Here is a 22386-nt window from a genome sequence, read left to right on the forward strand (position 1 = left end):
ATCTGGAATAAATTTATATATTAATGAAGAATTTATTATCAGAAATAAATAATTTAAATTTAAAGAAAATAGTAGAACAACGTGCCAATACTTTCAATCCTAAATCGTTAAGATTTAGAACCAACCTGGAATGATTTGACCAGTAGTTACATAAGCACCAACAGCTGCTACGAAACCTAACATTGCTGCCCAACCATTAAAACGTTCTGCTTCAGGAGTCATGATAATTAAAGTGTTTTTATATTAAATATTGTAACAGGATATATGAAGGTTTGTAAATTATTTGAAGATTTTAACTAGAAATTCCAGGTAAATTCGGGCTTTGTATGAATAAAAGACATATTTGATACATAAATGTATATTATTTTCATGCTTAACCTCAAATAATTTCCACTTAAGTAAAGAAGCAAGTTCTTCGTTTTTTTTATACTGGTTTGAAGTAAAAAGTAATATTAAAAAATTTTTTTCAGGTATTGAAAACTTTAAATACTACAGCTACATCTTTTCTATATCTTTATATCTACAAGTAATTCCCCTCAAACGTTTTGCAGGATCTTAAATGTTTATTTTAATATAAATCCGTCCAATTATTTATTTTACTTCCCTTCATTACTGATATTGACCGAATTAATTTGTAGGTAATAGCTGATTTTTGTTCTTATTGAAATGACCAATCAATTACATATAGCCGCATAAACTTGAGAATGTTTTTATTTATAATTCAACCAAATATGTAACCTTTAAAATTCATTTGGACTATTAATACAGACTCAATTTTTAAATGTGGGTCGCCTGAGATTCGAACTCAGGACCAGCCGGTTAAAAGCCGGATGCTCTACCGCTGAGCTAGCGACCCAGTTGTAAAATTGAGTACATATGAAATTATCCCTTCTAAAGGTAAAAAAAACAACTTAATATCCTAAGTTGAACAATTGAAATACAATTCTTAACTTATGATATAAAAATTAAAAATACTCTCTTTATTTGTAGATGATAGGTAAAGTAGTATATGAATTATTGAATATTTAAAATGTTAAGAGCAATTGTAGTTTTCGCACCAATTATTGCCGCATTAGCTTGGGTTGTCTTTAACATCCAAAAACCTGCCAGAGAACAATTTAACAGAGACTTTTTGGGAAAGGACTAATTCGATTTGATAGATAAACAAGTAATTGTAATAGGAGCAGGACTAGCGGGCTGTGAAGCTGCCTGGCAAATAGCTAATTCTGGGATAGCAGTAAAACTTGTAGAAATGAGGCCCCTTAATTCAACTCCAGCCCATCATACGAGTGAATTTGCAGAACTAGTTTGTAGTAACAGTTTTGGAGCTTTGAGCGCAGATAGGGCAGCAGGTTTACTACAAGAAGAATTGAGGACTTTTAATTCATTGATAATTCAAACAGCTGATAAATTTTCTGTGCCCGCTGGTGGCGCTTTAGCTGTTGACAGATCAAAATTTAGTAAATCATTAACACAAACATTATCTGCTCATCCTTTCGTGGAAATAAGCAGATTTGAGCAACTTGATCTTCCAAATAAAAAAAATATTACTGTACTGGCAACAGGACCATTAACATCTGATGAACTAGCTACTAAGATTAAAAAATTTACAGGTATTGATTCTTGTCATTTTTTTGATGCAGCAAGTCCAATTATTTATGGGGATAGTATAAATCATGAAATTGTTTTTAAGGCAAGTAGATACGATAAAGGAGATCCTGCATATTTAAATTGTCCAATTAATAAATTGGATTATTTTAATTTTAGAAATGCATTGATAAATGGAGAACAAGCTTCTTTAAAAGATTTCGATAAAGAATCTGCAAATTTTTTTGAAGCTTGTTTACCAATAGAGGAAATAGCTAGAAGGGGTATTGAAACGATGAGATATGGACCTTTGAAATCTATTGGCTTATGGAATCCAGATTGGGGGGATTTATTTGATAGGGAAAATAGATTAAAAAAAAGACCTCATGCAATTGTTCAATTAAGAAAGGAGGATCTTGAAGGTAAATTACTAAACATGGTTGGTTTTCAAACTAATCTGAAATGGTCAGAGCAAAAAAGAATATTTAGGATGATACCAGGCCTAGAAAAAGCTGAGTTTGTACGTTTTGGAGTAATGCATAGAAATACATTTTTAGAATCCCCTAAATTACTTCTGCCAACACTTCAATTTTTGAAAAGAGAAACTCTTTTTGCCGCTGGTCAAATAACAGGTACAGAGGGATATGCAGCAGCTGCTGCTGGAGGTTTGTTGGCTGGAATAAACGCTTCATTATTAGCTAAAAATAAAAATCTAGTGACTTTTCCTAACGAATCAATGATTGGGTCTCTAATGAACTTCATTAGTAATAGAAATGAAATCATGTCCAATCAGAAAAAAAATAAATTTCAACCAATGCCTGCTTCATTTGGTTTAGTTCCAGAATTAACTAATAAAATAAAAGATAAAAAATTAAGATATAAGGCATATCAAGAAAGGTCACTAAAGGAATTGCAAGTATTTAAAAAAGTATTAGATGCATCTTTTAAAAATGATCAATTACTTGTTGAGATTAATTAAAATGGATTATTCATGAAATCAAAAATGAAATTAAATAAAGAAAATTTCGATGCAATTATTGTTGGTTCAGGTATAGGAGGTTTAGTAACAGCATCACAATTAGCTGCTAAGGGAGCCAAAGTCCTAGTGCTTGAAAAATATATTATTCCAGGTGGAAGTGGAGGTTCATTTAAAAGAAATGGTTATACTTTCGATGTTGGCGCTTCAATGATTTTTGGGTTTGGAGAGAAAGGTTATACAAATTTGTTAACTCGTGCCCTGAAAGATGTAAATGAGAAATGTGAAACTATTCCCGATCCCGTTCAACTTGAATATCATCTCCCAAATAAACTTAGAATTTCTGTTGATAAAAGTTATCAAAAATTTATCAGTACCTTATCAGCACGTTTTCCTCATGAGAAGGATGGAATAAACAAATTTTATGGAACTTGTAAAAAGGTTTTTAATTGTTTAGATTCCATGCCTCTCTTATCGATAGAGGATCCTAGTTATCTTTTTAAGGTATTCTTTAAGGCGCCATTATCTTGCTTAGGCTTGGCTAGATGGCTTCCAATAAATGCAGGAGATGTTGCAAGAAAGTTTATTAAGGATCCTGAACTTTTAAAATTTATTGATATTGAGTGTTTTTGTTGGTCAGTAATGCCAGCCCTTAAAACTCCTATGATCAATGCTGGAATGGTTTTTACTGATAGACATGCTGGAGGAATTAATTATCCAAAAGGTGGAGTTGGCAAGATTGCAGAAAAATTAGTTTCTGGGTTGGAAAGACTTGGAAGTAAAATTCGTTACAGAGCTAATGTGACTGAAATACTATTAAAAGATGGAAAGGCAGTAGGAGTAAAGCTATTAAATGGAGAAGAAATTTACACGAATATTGTTGTATCCAATTCTACAAGATGGGATACTTTTGGGCTTAATAATCTTAAAAAAGGTTTAATTAAAAGTGATCAAGTACCAAAAAGTGAAAATAAGTGGTCTGAAACTTATAAGCCTTCTCCCTCTTTCGTCTCAATTCATCTTGGAGTTACAAAAGATTTAATAAATAAAGACTTTAATTGTCATCATATAATTGTTGAAAATTGGGATGAATTAGAGAATGAAAAAGGGGTAATTTTCATCTCCATACCTACAATACTAGATCCGTCCTTGGCTCCAGAAGGTAAACATATTATCCATGCATTTACTCCTTCATCAATCAGGGAATGGGAGGACCTCTCACGAGAAGATTATCTTAAAAAGAAGCAAGTTTACTATTCATTCCTTATAGAAAAAATTTCTAAAATAATTCCTAACTTAGATCAAAATATTGATCATAAAGAGATAGGTACTCCAAGAACTCATAGAAAATTTCTTGGGAGATTTCAAGGCAGTTATGGACCAATTCCTAATAAAAAATTGCTTGGATTACTTCCTATGCCATTCAATACTACAAAAATTAAAAACCTTTATTGCGTTGGAGATTCATGTTTTCCAGGACAAGGTCTTAATGCCGTTGCTTTTAGTGGTTATGCTTGCGCTCATAAAATAGGATCAAAATTAAATATAAATAGTTTTAATTTACCAGACTAAAAAGATTAATCAGATGGTAGAAAAGTTCAAAACTCTTTTTTTTGTTAAAAGTTCTTTGATTTCATTGTATTTAGCACTTACATTTCCTATCCCGTTTATTTCAAGTGAAAAATTAAAAATATTCTCAATAATTACTTTTGTCTTTGGGTTACTTTTGATTATCAATATTACAAATGATTATGTGGATATCTGTGATGAAAAAATTTCTTATAAAACAAGCTTTATTTCTAAAATTTTTGGAAAAAAAAATTGGGAAATTTTTTGGAAAGATATTAAATTAATTAAATCTTTGCCAACCAGCCAAGGAAGTAATGTACATTATTTCATTAGTAATAAAAAAGAAAGTTTTCTTGTTCCTCAAAGGGTTGAAAATTTCGAAAGGTTTGTATCTATAATTGAGGAAAAGACAAAGTTAAATATCGATAAATTATCATACATTTCACCTTTATGGACATATAAACTACTAACTTACTTGTCAATATTAATGATTGTAGGTGAAGGAATAGCTTTTATAATTTAAATATTATCAATACTAAATCTATATCCTTGCTGTCGAACTGTGGTAATTCCTCCTCCTTCTCCTAATCCTGCTTGCTCTAATTTTCTACGCAATGTCAGAACTTGAGTATCTACAGATCTTGGTCCTCCGCTAAATGGCGGCCATGCCAATCTTAGAAGCTCTTGGCGACTTCGAACCATCCCAGGGGGCATAAGTAAAGCACAAAGCAATGCAAACTCTCTAGGGCTTAATTCTACAGGCTTCTCGCTTAGAGTTACTTGTCTTAAAAGTAAATGAACTTCTAAAGGACCTACTGCAACTTTCTCTTGTAAACCAATACGACCCCTCTTTAGAAGAGTTCTGCATCTTGCGGCTAACTCCTCTAGTCCAAAAGGTTTTCTTAGAACATCATCAGCCCCCTCATCCAATAAGCTGACTAATGGTTCTACCCCAGATCTTGCTGTTAGAACTATAACTGAGCAACCTAGTTGTTGAGCTAACCTCATTGCAGTATTTTGTTCTAATATCTCAGCACTGACAAGCAAGTCAGGAGATTGTTCTCTGCATAAGTCAACAGCTTCAATAGCTGAACCTACGGCGGCTGCTAAATGACCGTCTTGACGAAGTCTTTGTACTAAGACTGTTCTTAGTGTGGGGTGAGGTTCAACAACAAGAACTCTCGAGGGTGTTTGAGAGGTCGAAGGCAATTGGGAGCTGCCAGGAGCTGAAGCTAAGATTTGCTCAGTTGATTGCATTCTTAATTACTGTTAGGCCAGGCAATTTTTGATCATCCTTAATAAGGTATAACAAATGCTAAATAAAAATCAGTATCTATCGAATTATGACATCATTTGAAAATCCAGTAGCAATTCGCCATTTTCAATCAATCTGCGATAGTTGCCAAGACTTAGTAACTAGATTTCATACTCCCTCAGACTTGAAATTATACAGTGATGGTTATCTCCAAGCTTTAAGGAATTGCAATAGTTTAGAGCTAAAAGATCAAGAGAAATTAGAAAGATTAATTGAAAGATGGATATTAGATCCATCCAGTTTTATAAATCCAGATGGAGATGAAAATAAAGGTTTTTTTGATAAAAAAAAGATTTAAAATATTAATTTTTATTAACTAAATTTAGTATTTATACTTAGTAAATATTTTAAGAAGCTAATGCAATCTCGATCTTTTCTTTCAATGTACCTGTGTTGTACATCTCGATAAGAATATCTGAACCACCTAAGAATTCTCCTTTTAAATAAACTTGAGGTATTGTTGGCCATTCCGAATACTCTTTAATACCTTCTCTTATTTCAAAATCACTTAAGACATCAAATGTATTAAATGTCACTCCAAGTGAATTAAGAATTTGAACTACATTATTAGAAAACCCACATTGAGGCATTAATTTAGTTCCTTTCATAAAAACCATAACTGGATTAGAGTCAATTAGGTTTTGAATTTTATTTTTAGTAGGGTTTTCCATAATTTAATTAGGAGTTTCTGTTTTTAGTGCTAACGCATGGATAGCCTCTGAAGCTAATTCTTCTTTAAGTGCAGAATAGACTAGCTGATGTTGTTTAACTAATGATAATCCATTAAATTCAGATGAAATTACAGTTACTTGCAAATGATCATTTCCTTTTAGATTCTCAACATAAACTTCAGAATCAACTATTTTTTGCTTTATTAAGTTAATTACTTCACTTTTAGTAGCCATTATTGATTCCTATAATCCTCTGTAGGGTGTTTCAACAAAACCAAGTTGAACTAACTCTTTATAAGCTTCTTTACCTTCTGAGCTGGTAGGCGACATTAATCTGATTATTTCTACAAGTAAAGGTACAGCGACTTCGGGTTGATTTTTACTTTTATATACTGCAACTAATCTTTCATTTGATTCTGCCCAGATTTTTAATGAATTCTTACCTTTTTCTGCCATCTCCCTTGGGATCCTGGCATCTAATCCTTTAAACGAGCCATTTAAATCCCCGTAAAATCCTGCTAGTTTTTTTGCTAAATTTCTTGCTTTATCAAAATAATCTTTTGCTTTTTCAATCTCACCAGATTTTATTAGATTATCACCTTCTCTTAAGAGGGCTTCTACGTTTGTAATTGAAAGCCTTTTATTAGTGCTTGAAAGGACTTTATAATTGTTTGGATCATCACTATCTGCATAAACAGTATTAGTAGAGGAAAATATTCCTAAAGATATAAAAATAATCGGAATTAACTTTAAGACTTTCATGTTGTCGTATTTGTTAGTTTCAATACTAACTGATAATGGATTCATCGACCGACTATTTTTAGAGCTTCGTTTTCAGCGGCTGTCATTTTTTCGTGCAATATTTCATTAAATTCATTTATAGAAAAGTTTATATTGTCACTAATGATTAAAGGTTCTCCAAAACATAGAGAAACATTACTTCTAAATTTTGGATTTACCTCACTGTAAGCTATACCGATAGGAATTATAGTTATCAAGGTTGCTTTTTTTTTAGCTAATCGGGCTAATCTAAATAGTCCTTCTTTTAGGACTATTTTTTTTCCATGTTTATTGATTTTTCCTTCTGGAAAAACAACTAACTGCTTTTTTTTGACGATTAGATCAACAGCATATCGCAAGACAGCAAGAGAAGGAGATAATTGATTTATTGAAAAACAACCAAGTTTTTTTAAAAACCAACCCTGAATACCAATCATCTCAGATTTTGTGACCATAAATCTACAATCCTTTTTGGTTACTCTCCTACCCATCGCCATAGTAAGAATTAATCCATCCCACCTCGATCTATGGGTCGGGGCTAAAATAACGGAACTGTTATTAGGGATTAGAAACTTATTATTAATTATTTTCTTTTTTTTAAAAAATATTTTCATAACGATATCTTGGGTTATAAACATTGCGATAAGGCCCAAAAAAGGGTTAATTTCATGGCAAATATTAATAGTCTTATTTTTCAAATTCAATTTACTTTATATTAATAAATTATAATAATGTAATTTTTTATTAGCTAGAATTAGATGGTTAGTAAATTGTCTAAATCAAAGAGTTATCAATTTATGGCAACATTAGGAGTAAATATAGATCATATTGCAAATGTCAGGCAGGCTAGGCAGACTGTAGAACCAGATCCTGTTCAATTTGCTTTTTTAGCAGAATTAGGCGGAGCTGATTCTATAACAATTCACTTAAGAGAAGATAGAAGGCACATACAAGATCGAGATATCTATCTTTTGAAAGATACTATTAAAACGAAACTCAATCTAGAGATGGCAGCGACTGAAGAAATGTTGAGAATTTCAAAAAAGTTACTTCCAGATTACGTAACACTTGTACCAGAGAAAAGAAAGGAAATTACCACAGAGGGGGGGTTAGATGTCAAAAATAATGAGAAATACCTTAAAAACTACGTTAATAGTTTAAAAAGTTCCAATATTGAAGTAAGCGCATTTATAGATCCTGCAAATGATCAGATTAATTCTTCAGGAGAAATAGGATTTGATTTTATAGAATTACATACTGGCAAATATGCTGATTTGAAAGGACAAGATCAATATGTAGAGCTTCAAAAAATTATTGAATCTTCGTATTATGCTGTAGATATTGGATTAGTCGTTAATGCAGGGCATGGACTGAATTATCAGAATGTAAAAAAGATTGCATCAATTAACAATATGAATGAGTTAAACATTGGACATAGTATTGTTTCAAGGGCTTTAGCGGTAGGTCTTGAAAGAGCTGTACGCGAAATGAAGACTTTAATTTCAATAAATTAATTATTTAAAATGACAACTTATTTTTTCGTTGCAGCAAGTGAGAAATTTTTAACAGTTGAAGAACCTCTTGAAGAGATTTTAAAAGAAAGGATCAGAAACTATAAAGAAAATAAAAAGGAAATAGATTTTTGGCTTTTAAAGAATCCATCTTTTTTGAAATCTTCGGCATTTTTAGATTTATCTAAAAAAATCCCTAATACTCCAGCAGCCGTTATCTCTACAGATAAAAAATTTATTACCTTCTTAAAGCTTCGCTTAGAATTTGTTGCTGTAGGAGAATTTGAAAGCCCTAATAGCGAAATTAATGACCCTTTTAAAGTTGAGTAAAAAATAATAAAAGAAAATTGCTAAATATTTATAAATCAAACAAAATTGAAGTTATTACTGAGCTATTAGCAAAAGAATTAATAATTAGCCCCCCTTTTTTAACAGAAAAACTGGATGTGGCAGTTCCAAATTATTTTTTAGGGAAGTGGTTGTGGGACCAAATAACAATAAGTAATCAAATAAGTGCTCTCTATGAATTTAAGACCATATCAAGTTATACCGAAGCATTATTAACAAAAATTTTCCCGGCAATTGATATGGGAGTATGGAATTTTGATTCAATAAAATGGGGAATTATAGATTCATTTGAAGAATTAAACAGCTATAAAGAATCATTACCGCTAAGTAATTGGATTAATAAATACTTAAACAATAAAAAGATAATTGATGGGGACATTCACAACTTAACCAAAAAGATTGCAAATAATTTTATTGAGTATCTAATTTTTAGGCCTGAGATGATAGCTAATTGGCATAGATATGAGTTGAGTTCACGAAATCTTTTTAATAATTTAAATTCAAATGAATATTGGCAACCAATTTTATATAAATTACTTGAGAAAAAAATGACCGAGAAACCTTCATGTTTATTCATGATGGACATAATCAATAATATTAAAAAAATACATAATGAAGAAAATCTAATACCTAAACAAATATATATTATTTCTGATAATAATCTATCAAGATTACATGTTAGATTTTATTCTAAATTAGCAGAATTTACTAAGGTTAATTTATACTTACTCTCTGCTGGAGATAATTTGTGGAATAGAATAAATTCTTTTGAGGGAGAGGTTGATTTTAGTTCTATTGAAAGCAAATTTAATTTAAATAATTCAAATATCGAAAATATTTTTGGCAAATTTGGAGCTAATTATCAGAAATTAATTGAGGAAAGTTCTAATATTGAAAATATAAAAATAAACAATAATTCAATATATATTGATCCAACATTTAGTTTTACAAGTGAGAAGGATATACCTTTGATTAATCAAATACAGAAAAGACTAATTGATAATAGTCAAAATGATTTTATGATAAATGAAAAGGATGAATCAATTATTTTTAGGGAGCATTTTAATCAATTAAGTCAATTAGAGTATGTAAGAAATAAAGTCATAGAAATATTAGAAACTTGCGATGATATTAAATACAGTGATATCGCTATAGTATCTCCTCAAACTAGTTTAATAAAACCTTATCTTAGGTATATTTTTAATAATGAATTAATAAACGGACAAAAGCTACCTTATTTATTTCTTGAAGAGAATTATGAAGATTCTTCAAATGTATATAATTTCTTACTTGATATTATTGAATTAGCAAATAAGAAAATTACGCTTGAAAAAATAGAATATTTTCTTTCTAAAAAAGTTAATCAGAATATTTTTGATTTTGATGTTGCTGAGAAAAATGAGATTATTTTAATATTAAATGAAGTTGGTTTTCATTGGGGATTAGATACTAACGAAAGGTTGGGTGAAGAAAAAAATACTTTAGAGTGGTGTATAAATAGAATTACTTTAGGTCTAGTTTATGATAAAGAATTTAGTTTAAATAATTCTAACCTTAAATCATTTACCCCTAAGAATTCAAGCTTAGACTTGAATAAATGGGTTAGAATATTAGTTCAATTAAAACAATATATTAATTTACTAAGAGGATCTTTTAATTATTCTGATTGGGTTAAAAAGATTAAATTTATACTTAATAAAATTAGAAAGTTTAATGAGAATTTCAATTTAGATATATATGAAATAAATAGAATTCTTGATAATTATTTAATATCTTCAACATCTGATCAAGTAATTGTGTTGAATGTTTTTAGAGAAATATTAATTACATGTATAAATAAACTTAACTATAGAAATCAATCTTATATAAATAAGATATTAGTAAGTGATATTGAGAAGGTTAGGCTAATTCCTCGTAAGATTATTTTCCTAATTAATATGAATAGTCTTTATTATCCAAGATTATCGAGTAATGAAAATATAAATTTGCTAACTAGAAAATACCTTCTTGGGGATCCATCTTCTTTTGATAGAGAAAAATACTTTTTCCTAGAGTTATTAATTTCCTGTAGAAAGCAACTTATAGTTTCTTGGGTTAATAATGATAAAGATAATCAAATATTAGATATTTCCTTCCCTATTAAGGAACTAATAAACTATTTAGAGAGCTTTTTAACTGTAAAACAAAGAAAGTCCATAATCAAATACTTTGATTATGAGAAAGAAGAAGTTGTTAATCCTAATAATAGTAATTTTTTAAAAAGTCAATATTCTTTATTAAATAAAATAGATTGGGAAGAAAAATTTTATGATAGTAAGGACTTTAAATTATCTGAATTAATTTATTGGTTTAAAGCTCCTCAGCTCTATTGGCTCAATAAAAAGAATATTTCTCCTAAAGGAATATTTAATCATCATCCAGATGAAGAGTATGTAAGTAATTTACAGAAATTTAAATTAGTTACTAAAGTTATTCAGAAACTAGAAATTGATAATTATGACATTATTGATCAATTAAAAAATTTAGATATAAACGAACAATTTCTTGAAAATGGAATTATTGCGCCAAGAAATAGTATTTTTACAAAAGAAAAAGAGATACAAAATCTGTTAGGAAGTTTAGTTGAAAATTTGAGTAATGATAAAAATATAAAAAGAGTTTACGTTAAATCAAATTCAAATAAAGAAGAATATTTCATTTCTGATAATGTTGTGATTGAATTGATTCATTCCAAACTTAGTTTGAAAAGTTTGTCAGAAGCTTGGATTAAGTTACTCTTTATTTCTTCTTTAGAAAAGAGGATAACAAAGACAAAAGTAATTTTTAGAAAAGAAAATCAATATAAATCAGAAATTCTTCAAACACCAGGCCAACTCCAATCAAAGAAAATATTAGAAGAATATATAAATATTTTTAAGAATTACTCTGATAAATGTTTACCTCTCCCTCCAGAAAGTACATATAAATATGTAGAAGCAAAAAAGCTATTGAAAAATGAGAAAAAAGCTTTTTCTGATAAATGGATAGGGAATAAAACATTTACCAAAGGAGAAAGAGATTATAGTGTAATTCAAATGTGTTTTGGAAATAAAAAAGAAGCAGACTTCTTTTTTGGAAATGATAAATTTGATGATTTATCTTTCAGATTATATGGCCCTTTATTTGAGGCATTAAAAAATAAATAATGTCTAAATTACAGTTGAAAATATTTCTTAAGAAATCTTATGAATTTTCCCTAGTTCTTTTTCAGTTCTTCATCATTATTCTTCATTTTATTCATTTGGAATTTATTCCTAACAAAGAAATAATGCAAGTTAATTTTTTCTTTAGTTTTGTGGGTTTCTCACTCATCATAATCTCAACAATTGTCATGTTGATTTCAATTAAAGACTTAGGTAGAAATTTATCTCCTTTCCCAAGACCTATAGTCAATGGCAATCTAACTACTTCAGGCATTTATAGTTTCATTAGACATCCTATGTATTATTCTTTAATACTGATATCTTTTGGTTTTTTTATTACTAAATTATCTTTTTATTATTTATTTTTAACAATAAGTCTTGCTTTAATAATTAAATTAAAGATAATTTTAGAAGAGAAATATTTAAATAAAAAATTTAAAAATTATTTTATTTATACAGATAAGGTTAAATATTAACTTAAATAAGATATGGATATTAACAAAATTAAATTAGATAATAATTTTAAATTAATAGAAGCAAGTGCAGGAACTGGAAAAAGCTTTACTTTGGCTCACTTAGTTTTAAGAAATGTATTGGAGAAAAAGATCAAATCAGAGGAAATACTTTTATTAAGTTTCACGAAAAATACATGTACAGAATTAAGAGATAAAATACTTTCAAGATTTTGTAAACTCAAATTATTTTTACAGAATCCCGAAGAAACTGAATTAGATAATACTCTTTTAGAATGGTATAAAAACTTTCAAAAGGAGGAAACGAATCCGAAAAAAATAATATTTGATATTGATAATTTTATTAATACTATTTATAAACTAAAAGTAACTACGTTCCATGCTTTTTGCAATAATATTTTAGAGGAATTTAGTATAGATATAGGCTCAGCACAAGATCCATTTATTGAAAATAATATAGATAATTTATACCAAGATATAATCGATGATTTATGGATTGAGCAATTTCAAAATCTTGATCCAGAAATAATTTCTGCAGTTAATCAAAAAAAAATAAGTTCTATATATGGAAGTAAAATTAACAAATCATTTTTTGTTGAAATTTTAAAAAATATTGATCAAGAAAATATTTGCAAATTTGAAATAATAAATAAATATAAGAATATTGATATATCAACTTATTTAAAAGAATTTTTACATATAAATTGGAAAGCGTTTTGTGTTGAATGGAATAATAATGGGAAAGAATTATATCTTAAACTTATTTCATTAGGGAAATTAATAAAGGAAATTGGATGCAAAAGTCAGGTATATTCGTCCAAGCCAAGAAACAATAAGTTTAATCAAATAACTGAATGGATAGAAGATATTAATAAAAGACTTAATTCAGAAGATATAAGTCAACTTTTATATGAGATTTCAAATGAAGATCTTTTATTTAAATATTTTTATAATAAAAATATCAATAAAGAAATTAATAAATTTGATCTAAGTCTAGATTTTAGTAGGTTTAAATTACTTCAAGATAAAATTTATAAAATTAAAGAAGGCTTTTATACTGAATTTGTAAGAATATTTATTCAATTAGCTTATATAAAACTAATTACCTTAAAAAGAAGTTTATCTATTTTTAATTTTAATGATCTTATAAAGACTGTTGAGGAAAAATATCTAGGATCAGATCTTACCAATGATAAAAGTCTTTCAGAAATTCAAAATAGATTTAAATGTGTTCTAGTGGATGAGTTTCAAGATACAGATAATATTCAGTGGAGCATAATAAAAAAATTCTTTTATACAAATAATCACTTTTTACTTTGCGTTGGAGATCCAAAGCAGGCTATTTATAAATTTAGAGGTGGAGATATTGAAACTTATTTAGAGGCTAAATCTGATGCCATTGAAGTTTTTAGTCTTACAAATAACTTTAGATCTTCAAATAAATTACTTGATGTTATTAATAATCTATATAAAAATGGACTTAGAGAATCAAAACTTGAATATAATAATTTAAACTCTAAACTTAATAAAAGTTTTAATCATAAATTTGATTTTAAGAATGTATTTGAAATTGTAGAATTTTCAAGCAAAGAAGTTGATATTGAAGATCTTGTCACTAAATATATAGTTAGTTTTCTTTTAAATAATAATGAAATTGATATTAATAAAATTTCAATTCTTACCTTGTATAATTCTCAATGTTTAGAATTAAAAAATAAATTAATAAAGTTAAATATACCGTGCCAGATTAAAAATAAAAAAAATATCTTTGATACTGAAGCCAGTACTCTATTAGTCTTATTTATTGAATCTATATTATATCCAAGGCGTTATAGGAATATAAGTTTGTTGGCTACTTCTAAATTTATAGAAATGGATATGGCAGAATTAATTAATCATCAAATTAGTAAAAAAATTGAAATTTTAACTAATCAATGTATTTCATGGTCTTTGGAATTAAAAGAGAAAGGATTTTTAACCCTTGTTAATGAACTCATTATTAATTACAAGTCATCCTCAATTATATTTGATGCAGATTTATACTCGAATCTATTTCAATTGTCAGAGATAATTGAAATAGAATTAATCAATAATGACTTTAATCTAAATAAAGTATTTAAGTGGTATCTAAACCAATTAGATGATTCTTTAAGGAGTTGTACTGGAGACGATTATTTTACGAAAGATTATAATCTTCAAAATGGAATTAATCTTTCGACAATTCATAATAGTAAGGGACTTGAATATGAAATAGTTTTATGTCCCTACTTATCTATTATTTCCAATAAATCAAATAAAACCAAAGGTCCAATCTGGAAATCAAATTTGGATAGGTCTATCTATATCAATATTTCTAATAATTACAGTAAGGTAGAAGATTTTAAATTAATAGAAGAAAGAGATTTATTTAAAGAAAGTGAAAGATTGATTTATGTGGCTCTTACCAGGAGTAAATATAAGCTCATTATCTTTAATGATATTAATAATACAAATAATATTATTAATAATGATTTGTTACCTAACCTAGAAAATATTAATTTTCATAAACCTAAAATTGAACATAAAATAGAGGCAATAAATATTAGAGAAATTTCTAATAAATTCAATTTTAATGGTTTGAAGAATAATCTTTGGAAAATAAATAAAGTTAATACAAAAAAACCTAAAAAAATTCCTTCTGAAGAAGTTATTTCTTTCTCAAGTTATTCCTCATGGATTAGTAAAGAAAAAAAAACAGACTATGCTTCCAATCAATACAAGGATTATGAAGATAATATCTCAATTCTTAATAATTACAAAGATACTAATTTAGAAAAATCAAAAAATTGTCCCAAATACTTAACTCTCTCCAATCCCTTAAGTGATTTTCCTAAAGGTACTATTGCTGGTACATGTTTGCATAAAATAATAGAGAGATTTGATTTTCAAAATGATAACAACGATAAATTACTTGATTTAATTAATGAAGAATTAAATTTCTTTCAAATTGATTCTTCTTTAGCATTAAATGTAAGAGAAGGTATATTGCGAATCATTAACGTCTCGCTTGGAAGGAAATTATTAAATAAAAAATTAATTGATATCTCTTCAAATAATATTCTAAAAGAGGTTAAGTACAATTTAACACTTTCTTATAATGGAAAAAATATTAATTCATATGATATTTCTAAATGCTTTCTATTGGATCAAGAATTTGAATTTGGTAAAAGCTACTCAAACAAAATTAATGATCTACAAATTCTAAATAAAGGTTTTCACTCAGGTTGTATTGACTGTGTAGTCCCTATTGGTAATAAGTTAGAGGATAGTAAATGGTGGGTAATCGATTGGAAAAGTAATTTTATTTCTGGAAGCGAAAATAGTGATTGTTTACCTGGAAACTATAACTATGAAAATATGAAAGAAGAAATGATTAAACATCATTACCCATTGCAATCTCATCTTTATCTATTGGCATTACATAGATTATTAAAGTGGAGATTAAAAAATTATCAACCTAATCTACATCTTGGAGGATATGTATATTTATTTTTAAAGGGATTACCTGACAAAAAGTTGTTTGAAAAATCTGTTGAGAAAGATATTTCTCCAGGAGTTTTTATTGGCCAGGCTCCTATAAATAGAATTAATTATTTAGATAAACTTTTTTAGAATGAATCATACTAATTTGGATATAGAAGCATTTCAATATAATCATATATTTAATCTCCTCCAGGATATTTTTGGATTTAATGAAATAAAAGATGGAGATTTCGTAAAAGATACTTTAAAAATATTATTAGAATTTGAGAAAAATGGTGAAACTATTGTAGAAGTTGATAAAAGGTTAATATTATTTGATTTATTAAAAGATGGATGGCCTAATGAACATTTAAAAGTTCTCAAAGATTTAGGATTGTTAAACTCCTTTAATTCCCCATTTATATTTAGTGATAGAAAATTATCATTAGCAAAATGGTCTGGAAAGATAAATAGAGTTATAAATATCTTCTTAAAGAAAATAGATAAAATCCCAATAAAAATAAATGATGATAATAAACTTCATCAAATTAAAAATATTTTTAAAAGTTCAAATTTAGTATTTCTGCAAGGAGGACCAGGAACAGGCAAAACAACTTTAATTATAAACTTTATATTAAATTCTTTGAAAACTGACAGTTTTTTAAATATAGGACTCGCAGCGCCTACTGGAAAAGCTACCTCTAGACTAAAAGAATCTCTTAATGAACAAAAAGATATAATTTTTAGTAAAAGTCTTGATCAAATAGAATGTCAAACTTTACATAAATGGATTTTTAATTCTGAACATAAAGCTATTAAATTAAAATTTAAATTAAAGGAATTAGATATTTTTATTATTGATGAAATGTCAATGGTAAATATTGATATTATTGAATTGATTTTAGATTTATTAGCTAAAGATTGTAAAATAATCCTAGTTGGTGATAAAAATCAATTACCTCCAGTAAAAAATTCCTCTATTTGGAATTATTTATTTGAATATTCTAATAATGAGGTAATCAAATCTTGTATAGTAAATCTCAATAAAACTTATAGAAATAGTGGGGATATTGAATTACTGAGTAATCTTATTTTTAATCCTACAGATTCCTTATTTAAGAAAAAGATAAAAGAATTAGAAAATGATAAAAAATCAAAAGAAGCTAATATCTTAAAAAGCATTAATAAGAATATTCCTCTAAGATTATTAAATGAAATTAAAGATTACATTAATAAATTACGAATTTCAACATCAAACTTAAGTAAAAAAGAATATATCTTTCAAAAAACATTTGGAGATTTAATAAGCCATGAAAAAGACTTAATAAATAATATTTTTACAGATTTACAAAGTCACCTTATCCTTTGTGAGAAGAATACTGGGACATGGAGCGTTGAGAATATAAATGATATCGTTTTAGGCCAGAGAAAACCTTATGACTTTACTAGCCTTGAAGAAGGGATCCCCATAATGTGTACTGAAAATAATAACGAACTCGGAATTTCAAATGGAGATATTGGAGTCTTAATAGGAAAAAATGAAAACCGGAAATTTCTATTTAGGAAATTTAATGATAATAATGATCTTGTAGTTGACTTTATTGAACCATCAACTCTTGATAACGTCGTGCCAGCAATTGCTATCACTATTCATAAATCTCAAGGAAGCGAATCTGAAAAAGTAAGTATTTTGTGGACCCAAAAATCTCAAATTAACAATTACAAGGAAGATCTGAAAGAAAGCAAATTAATTTTCTTTAGAGATAGTTATGAAAAGAGATTACTATATACCGCAATTACAAGAGCAAAGAATTTTCTGGATATTTATTTTCTTAATTAAGTTTTTATTTCGTGAAATCAGACTTATCTTTACCTCCAGATGTTAGATTAGTGATTCGGCTCTGAAAGGCTAGTCAACAATTTAATATTCTTTAGATAAATGTTGAATGCCTGATCAGTAGATAATCAGGCATTTTAATGGCTTCAAATAAAGACAATCAATTAGTAGAAAAAAATGACGATAATTTGGGGGTAGAAAATATTTCTAATAATCCTTCAATTCAATCAGAACAAAAATTAGAAGTTACAGAAGATGAAATTTCTTTTAAAGAAGAGGATATTGATAATGGATTTGCTTGCTTTGGGTTTAATAAATTAATATTAAATTCATTAGAAAGTAAAGGATATAAAACTCCTACACCTATACAAAAAGCAGCAATTCCAGAATTAATGCTTGGAAGAGATTTGTTAGGACAAGCTCAGACTGGTACAGGTAAAACAGCAGCCTTTGCTCTCCCATTAATAGAAAAGCTTGAAAATAATAAAGAATCAAACGCTAAGGTTTTGGTTATGACCCCAACAAGAGAGTTGGCTACTCAAGTAGCAGATTCTTTTAAAAGTTATAGTGCTGAATCAACTAATTTAAGGACATTAGCAATATATGGAGGAACTGATTTTAGGAATCAAATCTCATCACTTAAAAGAAAGACAGACATTGTCGTTGGAACTCCTGGAAGAATAATGGATCATATAAGACAAGGAACTTTTAAGATCAATAACATAAGTTGTCTTGTTCTTGATGAAGCAGATGAAATGTTAAAAATGGGATTTCTTGAAGATATTGAATGGATTATAGATAAACTTCCAGAAAATAAACAAATGGTTTTGTTCTCTGCAACAATGCCAAATGAGATAAGAAACATAGCAAAAAAATATCTAAATGAACCAGCTGAAATACTCATTAAAAGCGTTAAACAAGAAACTCAATTAATTACTCAAAAATATATTAATGTTCAAAGGCACCATAAGTTAGATGCTCTAAAAAGAATATTAGAAATAACGAATGAAGGAGTAATAATATTTGTGAGGACTAAATTACTTACTACCTCAATTGCGGAAGCTCTAGAAAACTCAGGTCATAGTGTAGCTGTTCTTAATGGTGACATCCCACAAAGTCAAAGAGAAAATACAGTTGATAGATTAAAAAAAGGATTTATTGATATTCTTGTTGCCACTGATGTCGCTGCTAGAGGCCTAGATGTTGAAAGGATTAAACTTGTTATTAATTACGATTTTCCTTTTGATAAGGAAACATATACTCATAGAATCGGTAGAACAGGGAGGGCAGGTAGGTCTGGGGAAGCAATTTTATTTGTAAATCAAAGAGAAAAACATTTTCTTAGGAATTTAGAAAATTCAACAAGAAATAAAATAGAAGAAATTGAGATACCTAATAATAAAATAATTAATGAAAAAAGAATGGGTAAATTAATTACAAATTTGAATGAAAGTTCTTTAGATCAGGAAAATAATGAAGAAAAAAAAGCTTTGATGATCGATATTCTGGATACCCTAAGAGAAAAGCATTCTATGGAAGATTCAAATATAGCAATGGCAGCTATTAATTTAGCAATAGGTAATAAATCTTTCTTTATTAACGAAGACGAGTCTTGGCTTTATAGACAAAATAATTCTGATCGTAATAGATCAAATAGAAATGGAAATAATCGTATGAGAAATACAAATAGAAGAAATAATTATCAAAATGATTCTTTTGAAACCTATAAATTTAATTTTGGAAAAATGGACAGAGTTAGAGTAGCAAATATTATTTCTTCTATTTGTACGTCTACAAATATTAATGGAAGATCGATTGGAAAGATACAAATATTTAATGAGTACAGCTTGGTAGATTTACCAAGAGATTTACATGGTGAAGTTAGGAAAAAACTAAAAAATTTAAGAATAAGGAATTAATTTTGGATCATGGGTTCTATTACAAAACATTTTGTTCTAGGAAGTTTTTTTCTTTTGTTCGGATTTTTAAATTCTGAATATTTAGCAGATACAAAAAATAATTCAATTATAAATTTGTTTTGTATTGAAAGTTTTAAGTTGGAAATGTTAAAAGCGAATTTAAATTATGACGAAGAAATTGCTAAAGATACTTGTAATTGCTACTTAGAAAAATTTAGAAAAGGTACTAGTCATCAACATTCAATTAATGAATGTAAGTTAGAAACTAAGAAAAAATTTAAATTATAATAAAACAACAATGAGATTTATAAATAATAAAAATCCTATATTTAGGCTTTATCTAAATTTAAGAGAGGAAAGGAGTCTACTTTTATTTGCTTTTTTAAGTTCAATAATAAATAAAATCTTAGATTTAGCTCCTCCAGTAATTATTGGGCTTGCTGTAGATATTGTAGTAAAAGAACAGAATTCTTGGATTGCTAGTTTAGGGATAAAGGAAGTGCCAAACCAATTAATATTTCTTGCATTTGCTTCTGGGATAGTGTGGTCAGCAGAATCTTTCTTTGAATATTTATACTCAGTTTTATGGAGAAATTTAGCCCAAATATCACAACATAAATTGAGAATTAAGGCTTATAAGCATATTCAAGAACTAGATATGGCTTTCTTTGAAAACGATAATACGGGAAGACTACTTTCGATATTAAATGATGATGTAAATCAACTCGAGAGGTTTCTTGATCAAGGCGCTAATCAACTTATTCAATTATTTATTACGGTTTTAATTATTGGGGGGACAATGATCTTTGTTGCGCCCAAAATCGCATTATTTGCTTTCTTACCTATCCCTTTAATATTTCTTGGATCAATAAGATTCCAAAGAAAGCTCTCTCCAAAATATAAAGATGTCAGGAATAAAGCAGGTCTTTTGGCTTCAAGATTAAATAATAATTTAAGTGGAATACTTACGATAAAGAGCTTTACTAAAGAGAATTGGGAGCTTAATAGATTAAATAAAGAAAGCCTTGCATATCAAAGAAGTAATAAAGCAGCAATAAAATTATCATCTGCTTTTATTCCACTAATAAGATTTGCTATTTTATTTGCTTTTATAGCAATTTTACTTATTGGAGGTTTTCAAACCTGGAATAAGGTCCTTAATGTTGGAACATATAGTTTTTTAGTCTTTATTACTCAAAGGTTGTTATGGCCTTTAACTACTCTAGGTCATGTTTTAGATGATTTTCAACGCTCAATGGCATCAATAAATAGAGTAATAGATCTTATAGATACCCCTATAAAAATAAAAGATGGCAAAATAAAAATTGGCTCTAAAGAGATAAAAGGTAATGTTAGTTTTCAAAATGTAAATTTTAATTATCCAGGTAGAGAATCAACATTAAAGAACATAAATTTTGAAATTCATAATAACTCTACATTAGGAATTGTTGGATTAACTGGTTCTGGCAAAAGTACAATTATTAAACTTCTTCTTAGAATTTATGATACCAATAAGGGTTTAATATCTTTGGATAACATTCCAATAAAGGATATTAATTTAAAAGATTTAAGAAAATGTATTTCTCTAGTAAGTCAAGAAACTTATTTATTTCATGGAACTGTTGAGGAAAATATTGCCTATGGGGCAACTAGTCCAAGAATTAAAGATATTGTAAAAGCATCTAAAATTGCTGAAGCTCATAAATTTATTGAACAATTACCGGATGGTTATAAAACAATCGTTGGGGAAAGGGGACAAAAACTTTCAGGAGGACAACGACAGAGAATTGCTTTAGCGAGAGCTGTTTTAAAAGATGCACCTATATTGATCTTAGATGAGGCTACTGCTTCAGTGGATAATGAGACAGAGGTTTTAATTCAGAAATCATTATCTAAAATAACTAAGGAAAGAACAACTATAGTTATAGCTCATAGATTAAGTACTATTAAAAACGCTGATAATATTATTGTTATAGATAAGGGCAAAATTATTGAGAGCGGGAAACATGAGCTGTTGCTAAATAACAAGAACGTGTATTCAGATTTATGGAATGTTCAAGTAGGTATTTAGAAAATATCTTTTCAAAAACTAAATTAAGAAGTTAAAAGATTCTATAACATTAGTAAACATACCATCAACTTTATTCCATCTCTCTTCATTTGTTCCGACGGCAAAAGTATATAAAGTTCCTCTGTCGATTACGACAGTCGCAAGTTCATGCCTATCTTGATCATTAAGATTTAATTCATACTCTAGATCATAAAAAATATGATTAGATGCTTCTCTTTTGTTTGCATCAATAAGTTTTACTGATCTTCCTGAACCCTCAGGCGCAATGACCTTAGTTATTAATGTTTGTCCAACTTCTTTTGGATCCCCTAATTGCTCTAATTCGACTTCTTTATTTACATCTGAAATCACCAAACTTAAAGTTTCATTACTATTAATTAGATCGTGATAAATAATTTCAGGCCCCCCATCTACTTTTACTCTTGTCCAACCTGTTGGATATAAAAAGGCATATCTTCCATCGGGACTCTGATAAGCCTCTAATCCTGCATTGATTCCTCCACTGCAGGCACTTAATGCAAAACATAAAATTATTAATAATAAATTTTTAAAAGGGTTAATTTTCATATTTTTCATTGTTGTTAGAAATTATTAACTAAAAATATAATAAGACATTAAAAGCAAACAAATAAATCCAATTACAAAA

The 22386-nt window shown here is 28.1% G+C and carries 22 protein-coding genes and 1 tRNA gene; 14 read left to right on the top strand and 9 right to left on the bottom strand.

What is annotated here, in order from left to right; genetic code table 11:
- Nucleotides 1–114 precede the first annotated feature (114 nt).
- Both ACTF45_RS04830 and ACTF45_RS04835 read right to left on the bottom strand, forming a co-directional pair.
- Nucleotides 115–222 (bottom strand): high light inducible protein, encoded by a 108-nt coding sequence (locus ACTF45_RS04830; protein WP_011132751.1) that lies wholly within the window; start codon nt 220–222, stop codon nt 115–117.
- Nucleotides 223–784: 562 nt separating this feature from the next.
- Nucleotides 785–856, bottom strand: a tRNA-Lys gene (locus ACTF45_RS04835).
- Between the two features lie 174 nt (nt 857–1030).
- Between ACTF45_RS04835 and ACTF45_RS04840 the strand changes: the two genes are divergently transcribed.
- From ACTF45_RS04840 to ACTF45_RS04855, 4 genes are read left to right on the top strand one after another with little or no spacing between them, the layout of a single operon-like run.
- Nucleotides 1031–1147, top strand: coding sequence for a photosystem II protein Y (locus ACTF45_RS04840; RefSeq protein WP_011132750.1), 117 nt, complete (start codon nt 1031–1033; stop codon nt 1145–1147).
- Nucleotides 1148–1153: 6 nt separating this feature from the next.
- Complete coding sequence (gene trmFO / locus ACTF45_RS04845; protein ID WP_438949466.1) at nt 1154–2566, top strand: methylenetetrahydrofolate--tRNA-(uracil(54)-C(5))-methyltransferase (FADH(2)-oxidizing) TrmFO; 1413 nt, start codon at nt 1154–1156, stop codon at nt 2564–2566.
- 24 nt (nt 2567–2590) lie between these two features.
- Entirely contained in the window at nt 2591–4135 is a 1545-nt protein-coding gene (crtH, locus tag ACTF45_RS04850) for a carotenoid isomerase (protein WP_438949467.1), read from the top strand.
- Between the two features lie 55 nt (nt 4136–4190).
- On the top strand, nt 4191–4655 hold the full coding sequence (locus ACTF45_RS04855) for a hypothetical protein (protein WP_438949468.1): 465 nt from the start codon (nt 4191–4193) through the stop codon (nt 4653–4655).
- Here the strand turns inward: ACTF45_RS04855 and ACTF45_RS04860 are convergent.
- On the bottom strand, nt 4652–5389 hold the full coding sequence (locus tag ACTF45_RS04860) for a response regulator transcription factor (RefSeq protein WP_288346653.1): 738 nt from the start codon (nt 5387–5389) through the stop codon (nt 4652–4654). The two genes, ACTF45_RS04855 and ACTF45_RS04860, sit on opposite strands and share 4 nt — an antisense overlap.
- Before the next feature lie 86 nt (nt 5390–5475).
- Between ACTF45_RS04860 and ACTF45_RS04865 the strand changes: the two genes are divergently transcribed.
- On the top strand, nt 5476–5745 hold the full coding sequence (locus ACTF45_RS04865; protein ID WP_011132745.1) for a DUF6761 family protein: 270 nt from the start codon (nt 5476–5478) through the stop codon (nt 5743–5745).
- A 49-nt stretch (nt 5746–5794) separates the two neighbouring features.
- Here the strand turns inward: ACTF45_RS04865 and grxD are convergent, their stop codons facing one another.
- The 4 genes from grxD to ACTF45_RS04885 are packed head-to-tail and all read right to left on the bottom strand — an operon-like array spanning nt 5795 to nt 7536.
- Nucleotides 5795–6118, bottom strand: coding sequence for a Grx4 family monothiol glutaredoxin (gene grxD, locus ACTF45_RS04870; protein WP_288346652.1), 324 nt, complete (start codon nt 6116–6118; stop codon nt 5795–5797).
- 3 nt (nt 6119–6121) lie between these two features.
- The gene (locus tag ACTF45_RS04875) at nt 6122–6352 is read right to left on the bottom strand and encodes a BolA family protein (protein WP_288346651.1); all 231 of its coding nucleotides are present in this window, start codon (nt 6350–6352) and stop codon (nt 6122–6124) included.
- 9 nt (nt 6353–6361) lie between these two features.
- The gene (locus ACTF45_RS04880) at nt 6362–6880 is read right to left on the bottom strand and encodes a tetratricopeptide repeat protein (RefSeq protein ID WP_288346660.1); all 519 of its coding nucleotides are present in this window, start codon (nt 6878–6880) and stop codon (nt 6362–6364) included.
- Between the two features lie 41 nt (nt 6881–6921).
- Nucleotides 6922–7536, bottom strand: a complete 615-nt coding sequence (locus tag ACTF45_RS04885) for a lysophospholipid acyltransferase family protein (RefSeq protein WP_288346659.1) — start codon at nt 7534–7536, stop codon at nt 6922–6924.
- A gap of 159 nt (nt 7537–7695) precedes the next feature.
- Here ACTF45_RS04885 and ACTF45_RS04890 point away from each other — a divergent pair, with 159 nt between their 5' ends.
- From ACTF45_RS04890 to ACTF45_RS04900, 3 genes are read left to right on the top strand one after another with little or no spacing between them, the layout of a single operon-like run.
- Nucleotides 7696–8412: a pyridoxine 5'-phosphate synthase gene (locus ACTF45_RS04890; RefSeq protein ID WP_288346658.1), complete on the top strand. Its 717-nt coding sequence runs from the start codon at nt 7696–7698 to the stop codon at nt 8410–8412.
- A gap of 9 nt (nt 8413–8421) precedes the next feature.
- Nucleotides 8422–8739: an MgPME-cyclase complex family protein gene (locus tag ACTF45_RS04895; RefSeq protein WP_288346650.1), complete on the top strand. Its 318-nt coding sequence runs from the start codon at nt 8422–8424 to the stop codon at nt 8737–8739.
- Nucleotides 8740–8756: 17 nt separating this feature from the next.
- Complete coding sequence (locus ACTF45_RS04900; RefSeq protein ID WP_438949469.1) at nt 8757–11942, top strand: exodeoxyribonuclease V subunit gamma; 3186 nt, start codon at nt 8757–8759, stop codon at nt 11940–11942.
- 91 nt (nt 11943–12033) lie between these two features.
- On the opposite strand, the gene ACTF45_RS04905 is transcribed toward ACTF45_RS04900, so the two are convergent.
- Nucleotides 12034–12213: a hypothetical protein gene (locus tag ACTF45_RS04905; RefSeq protein ID WP_288346661.1), complete on the bottom strand. Its 180-nt coding sequence runs from the start codon at nt 12211–12213 to the stop codon at nt 12034–12036.
- On the opposite strand from ACTF45_RS04905, the gene ACTF45_RS04910 reads away from it, so the two are divergent.
- The 6 genes from ACTF45_RS04910 (at nt 12128) to ACTF45_RS04935 (ending at nt 21740) form a co-directional block, all read left to right on the top strand.
- Nucleotides 12128–12415 (top strand): methyltransferase family protein, encoded by a 288-nt coding sequence (locus ACTF45_RS04910; RefSeq protein ID WP_288346648.1) that lies wholly within the window; start codon nt 12128–12130, stop codon nt 12413–12415. The genes ACTF45_RS04905 and ACTF45_RS04910 overlap by 86 nt on opposite strands.
- 12 nt (nt 12416–12427) lie before the next feature.
- On the top strand, nt 12428–16063 hold the full coding sequence (locus tag ACTF45_RS04915) for a UvrD-helicase domain-containing protein (protein WP_438949470.1): 3636 nt from the start codon (nt 12428–12430) through the stop codon (nt 16061–16063).
- A 1-nt stretch (nt 16064) separates the two neighbouring features.
- Entirely contained in the window at nt 16065–17753 is a 1689-nt protein-coding gene (locus ACTF45_RS04920) for an ATP-dependent DNA helicase (RefSeq protein WP_438949471.1), read from the top strand.
- 137 nt (nt 17754–17890) lie between these two features.
- The gene (locus ACTF45_RS04925; RefSeq protein WP_288346645.1) at nt 17891–19669 is read left to right on the top strand and encodes a DEAD/DEAH box helicase; all 1779 of its coding nucleotides are present in this window, start codon (nt 17891–17893) and stop codon (nt 19667–19669) included.
- Between the two features lie 9 nt (nt 19670–19678).
- On the top strand, nt 19679–19957 hold the full coding sequence (locus ACTF45_RS04930; RefSeq protein WP_288346644.1) for a hypothetical protein: 279 nt from the start codon (nt 19679–19681) through the stop codon (nt 19955–19957).
- 10 nt (nt 19958–19967) lie between these two features.
- Complete coding sequence (locus ACTF45_RS04935) at nt 19968–21740, top strand: ABC transporter ATP-binding protein (protein WP_288346643.1); 1773 nt, start codon at nt 19968–19970, stop codon at nt 21738–21740.
- Nucleotides 21741–21758: 18 nt separating this feature from the next.
- Here ACTF45_RS04935 and psbP read toward each other — a convergent pair whose 3' ends face one another.
- Nucleotides 21759–22316 (bottom strand): photosystem II reaction center PsbP, encoded by a 558-nt coding sequence (psbP, locus tag ACTF45_RS04940; RefSeq protein ID WP_288346642.1) that lies wholly within the window; start codon nt 22314–22316, stop codon nt 21759–21761.
- Nucleotides 22317–22386 lie beyond the last annotated feature (70 nt).

The sequence above is a fragment of the Prochlorococcus sp. genome, assembly GCF_965655815.1.
Classification (GTDB): domain Bacteria; phylum Cyanobacteriota; class Cyanobacteriia; order PCC-6307; family Cyanobiaceae; genus Prochlorococcus_A; species Prochlorococcus_A pastoris.

Excerpts from the sequence above, each read along its gene's own strand:
- ACTF45_RS04830 (WP_011132751.1), bottom strand. The coding sequence starts at position 222 with ATGACTCCTGAAGCAGAACGTTTTAATGGTTGGGCAGCAATGTTAGGT.
- ACTF45_RS04840 (WP_011132750.1), top strand. The coding sequence starts at position 1,031 with ATGTTAAGAGCAATTGTAGTTTTCGCACCAATTATTGCCGCATTAGCT.
- crtH (WP_438949467.1), top strand. The coding sequence starts at position 2,591 with ATGAAATTAAATAAAGAAAATTTCGATGCAATTATTGTTGGTTCAGGT.
- ACTF45_RS04860 (WP_288346653.1), bottom strand. The coding sequence starts at position 5,389 with ATGCAATCAACTGAGCAAATCTTAGCTTCAGCTCCTGGCAGCTCCCAA.
- ACTF45_RS04865 (WP_011132745.1), top strand. The coding sequence starts at position 5,476 with ATGACATCATTTGAAAATCCAGTAGCAATTCGCCATTTTCAATCAATC.
- grxD (WP_288346652.1), bottom strand. The coding sequence starts at position 6,118 with ATGGAAAACCCTACTAAAAATAAAATTCAAAACCTAATTGACTCTAAT.
- ACTF45_RS04875 (WP_288346651.1), bottom strand. The coding sequence starts at position 6,352 with ATGGCTACTAAAAGTGAAGTAATTAACTTAATAAAGCAAAAAATAGTT.
- ACTF45_RS04880 (WP_288346660.1), bottom strand. The coding sequence starts at position 6,880 with ATGAAAGTCTTAAAGTTAATTCCGATTATTTTTATATCTTTAGGAATA.
- ACTF45_RS04885 (WP_288346659.1), bottom strand. The coding sequence starts at position 7,536 with ATGTTTATAACCCAAGATATCGTTATGAAAATATTTTTTAAAAAAAAG.
- ACTF45_RS04890 (WP_288346658.1), top strand. The coding sequence starts at position 7,696 with ATGGCAACATTAGGAGTAAATATAGATCATATTGCAAATGTCAGGCAG.
- ACTF45_RS04895 (WP_288346650.1), top strand. The coding sequence starts at position 8,422 with ATGACAACTTATTTTTTCGTTGCAGCAAGTGAGAAATTTTTAACAGTT.
- ACTF45_RS04910 (WP_288346648.1), top strand. The coding sequence starts at position 12,128 with ATGTTGATTTCAATTAAAGACTTAGGTAGAAATTTATCTCCTTTCCCA.
- ACTF45_RS04905 (WP_288346661.1), bottom strand. The coding sequence starts at position 12,213 with ATGCCTGAAGTAGTTAGATTGCCATTGACTATAGGTCTTGGGAAAGGA.
- ACTF45_RS04915 (WP_438949470.1), top strand. The coding sequence starts at position 12,428 with ATGGATATTAACAAAATTAAATTAGATAATAATTTTAAATTAATAGAA.
- ACTF45_RS04920 (WP_438949471.1), top strand. The coding sequence starts at position 16,065 with ATGAATCATACTAATTTGGATATAGAAGCATTTCAATATAATCATATA.
- ACTF45_RS04925 (WP_288346645.1), top strand. The coding sequence starts at position 17,891 with ATGGCTTCAAATAAAGACAATCAATTAGTAGAAAAAAATGACGATAAT.
- ACTF45_RS04930 (WP_288346644.1), top strand. The coding sequence starts at position 19,679 with ATGGGTTCTATTACAAAACATTTTGTTCTAGGAAGTTTTTTTCTTTTG.
- ACTF45_RS04935 (WP_288346643.1), top strand. The coding sequence starts at position 19,968 with ATGAGATTTATAAATAATAAAAATCCTATATTTAGGCTTTATCTAAAT.
- psbP (WP_288346642.1), bottom strand. The coding sequence starts at position 22,316 with ATGAAAAATATGAAAATTAACCCTTTTAAAAATTTATTATTAATAATT.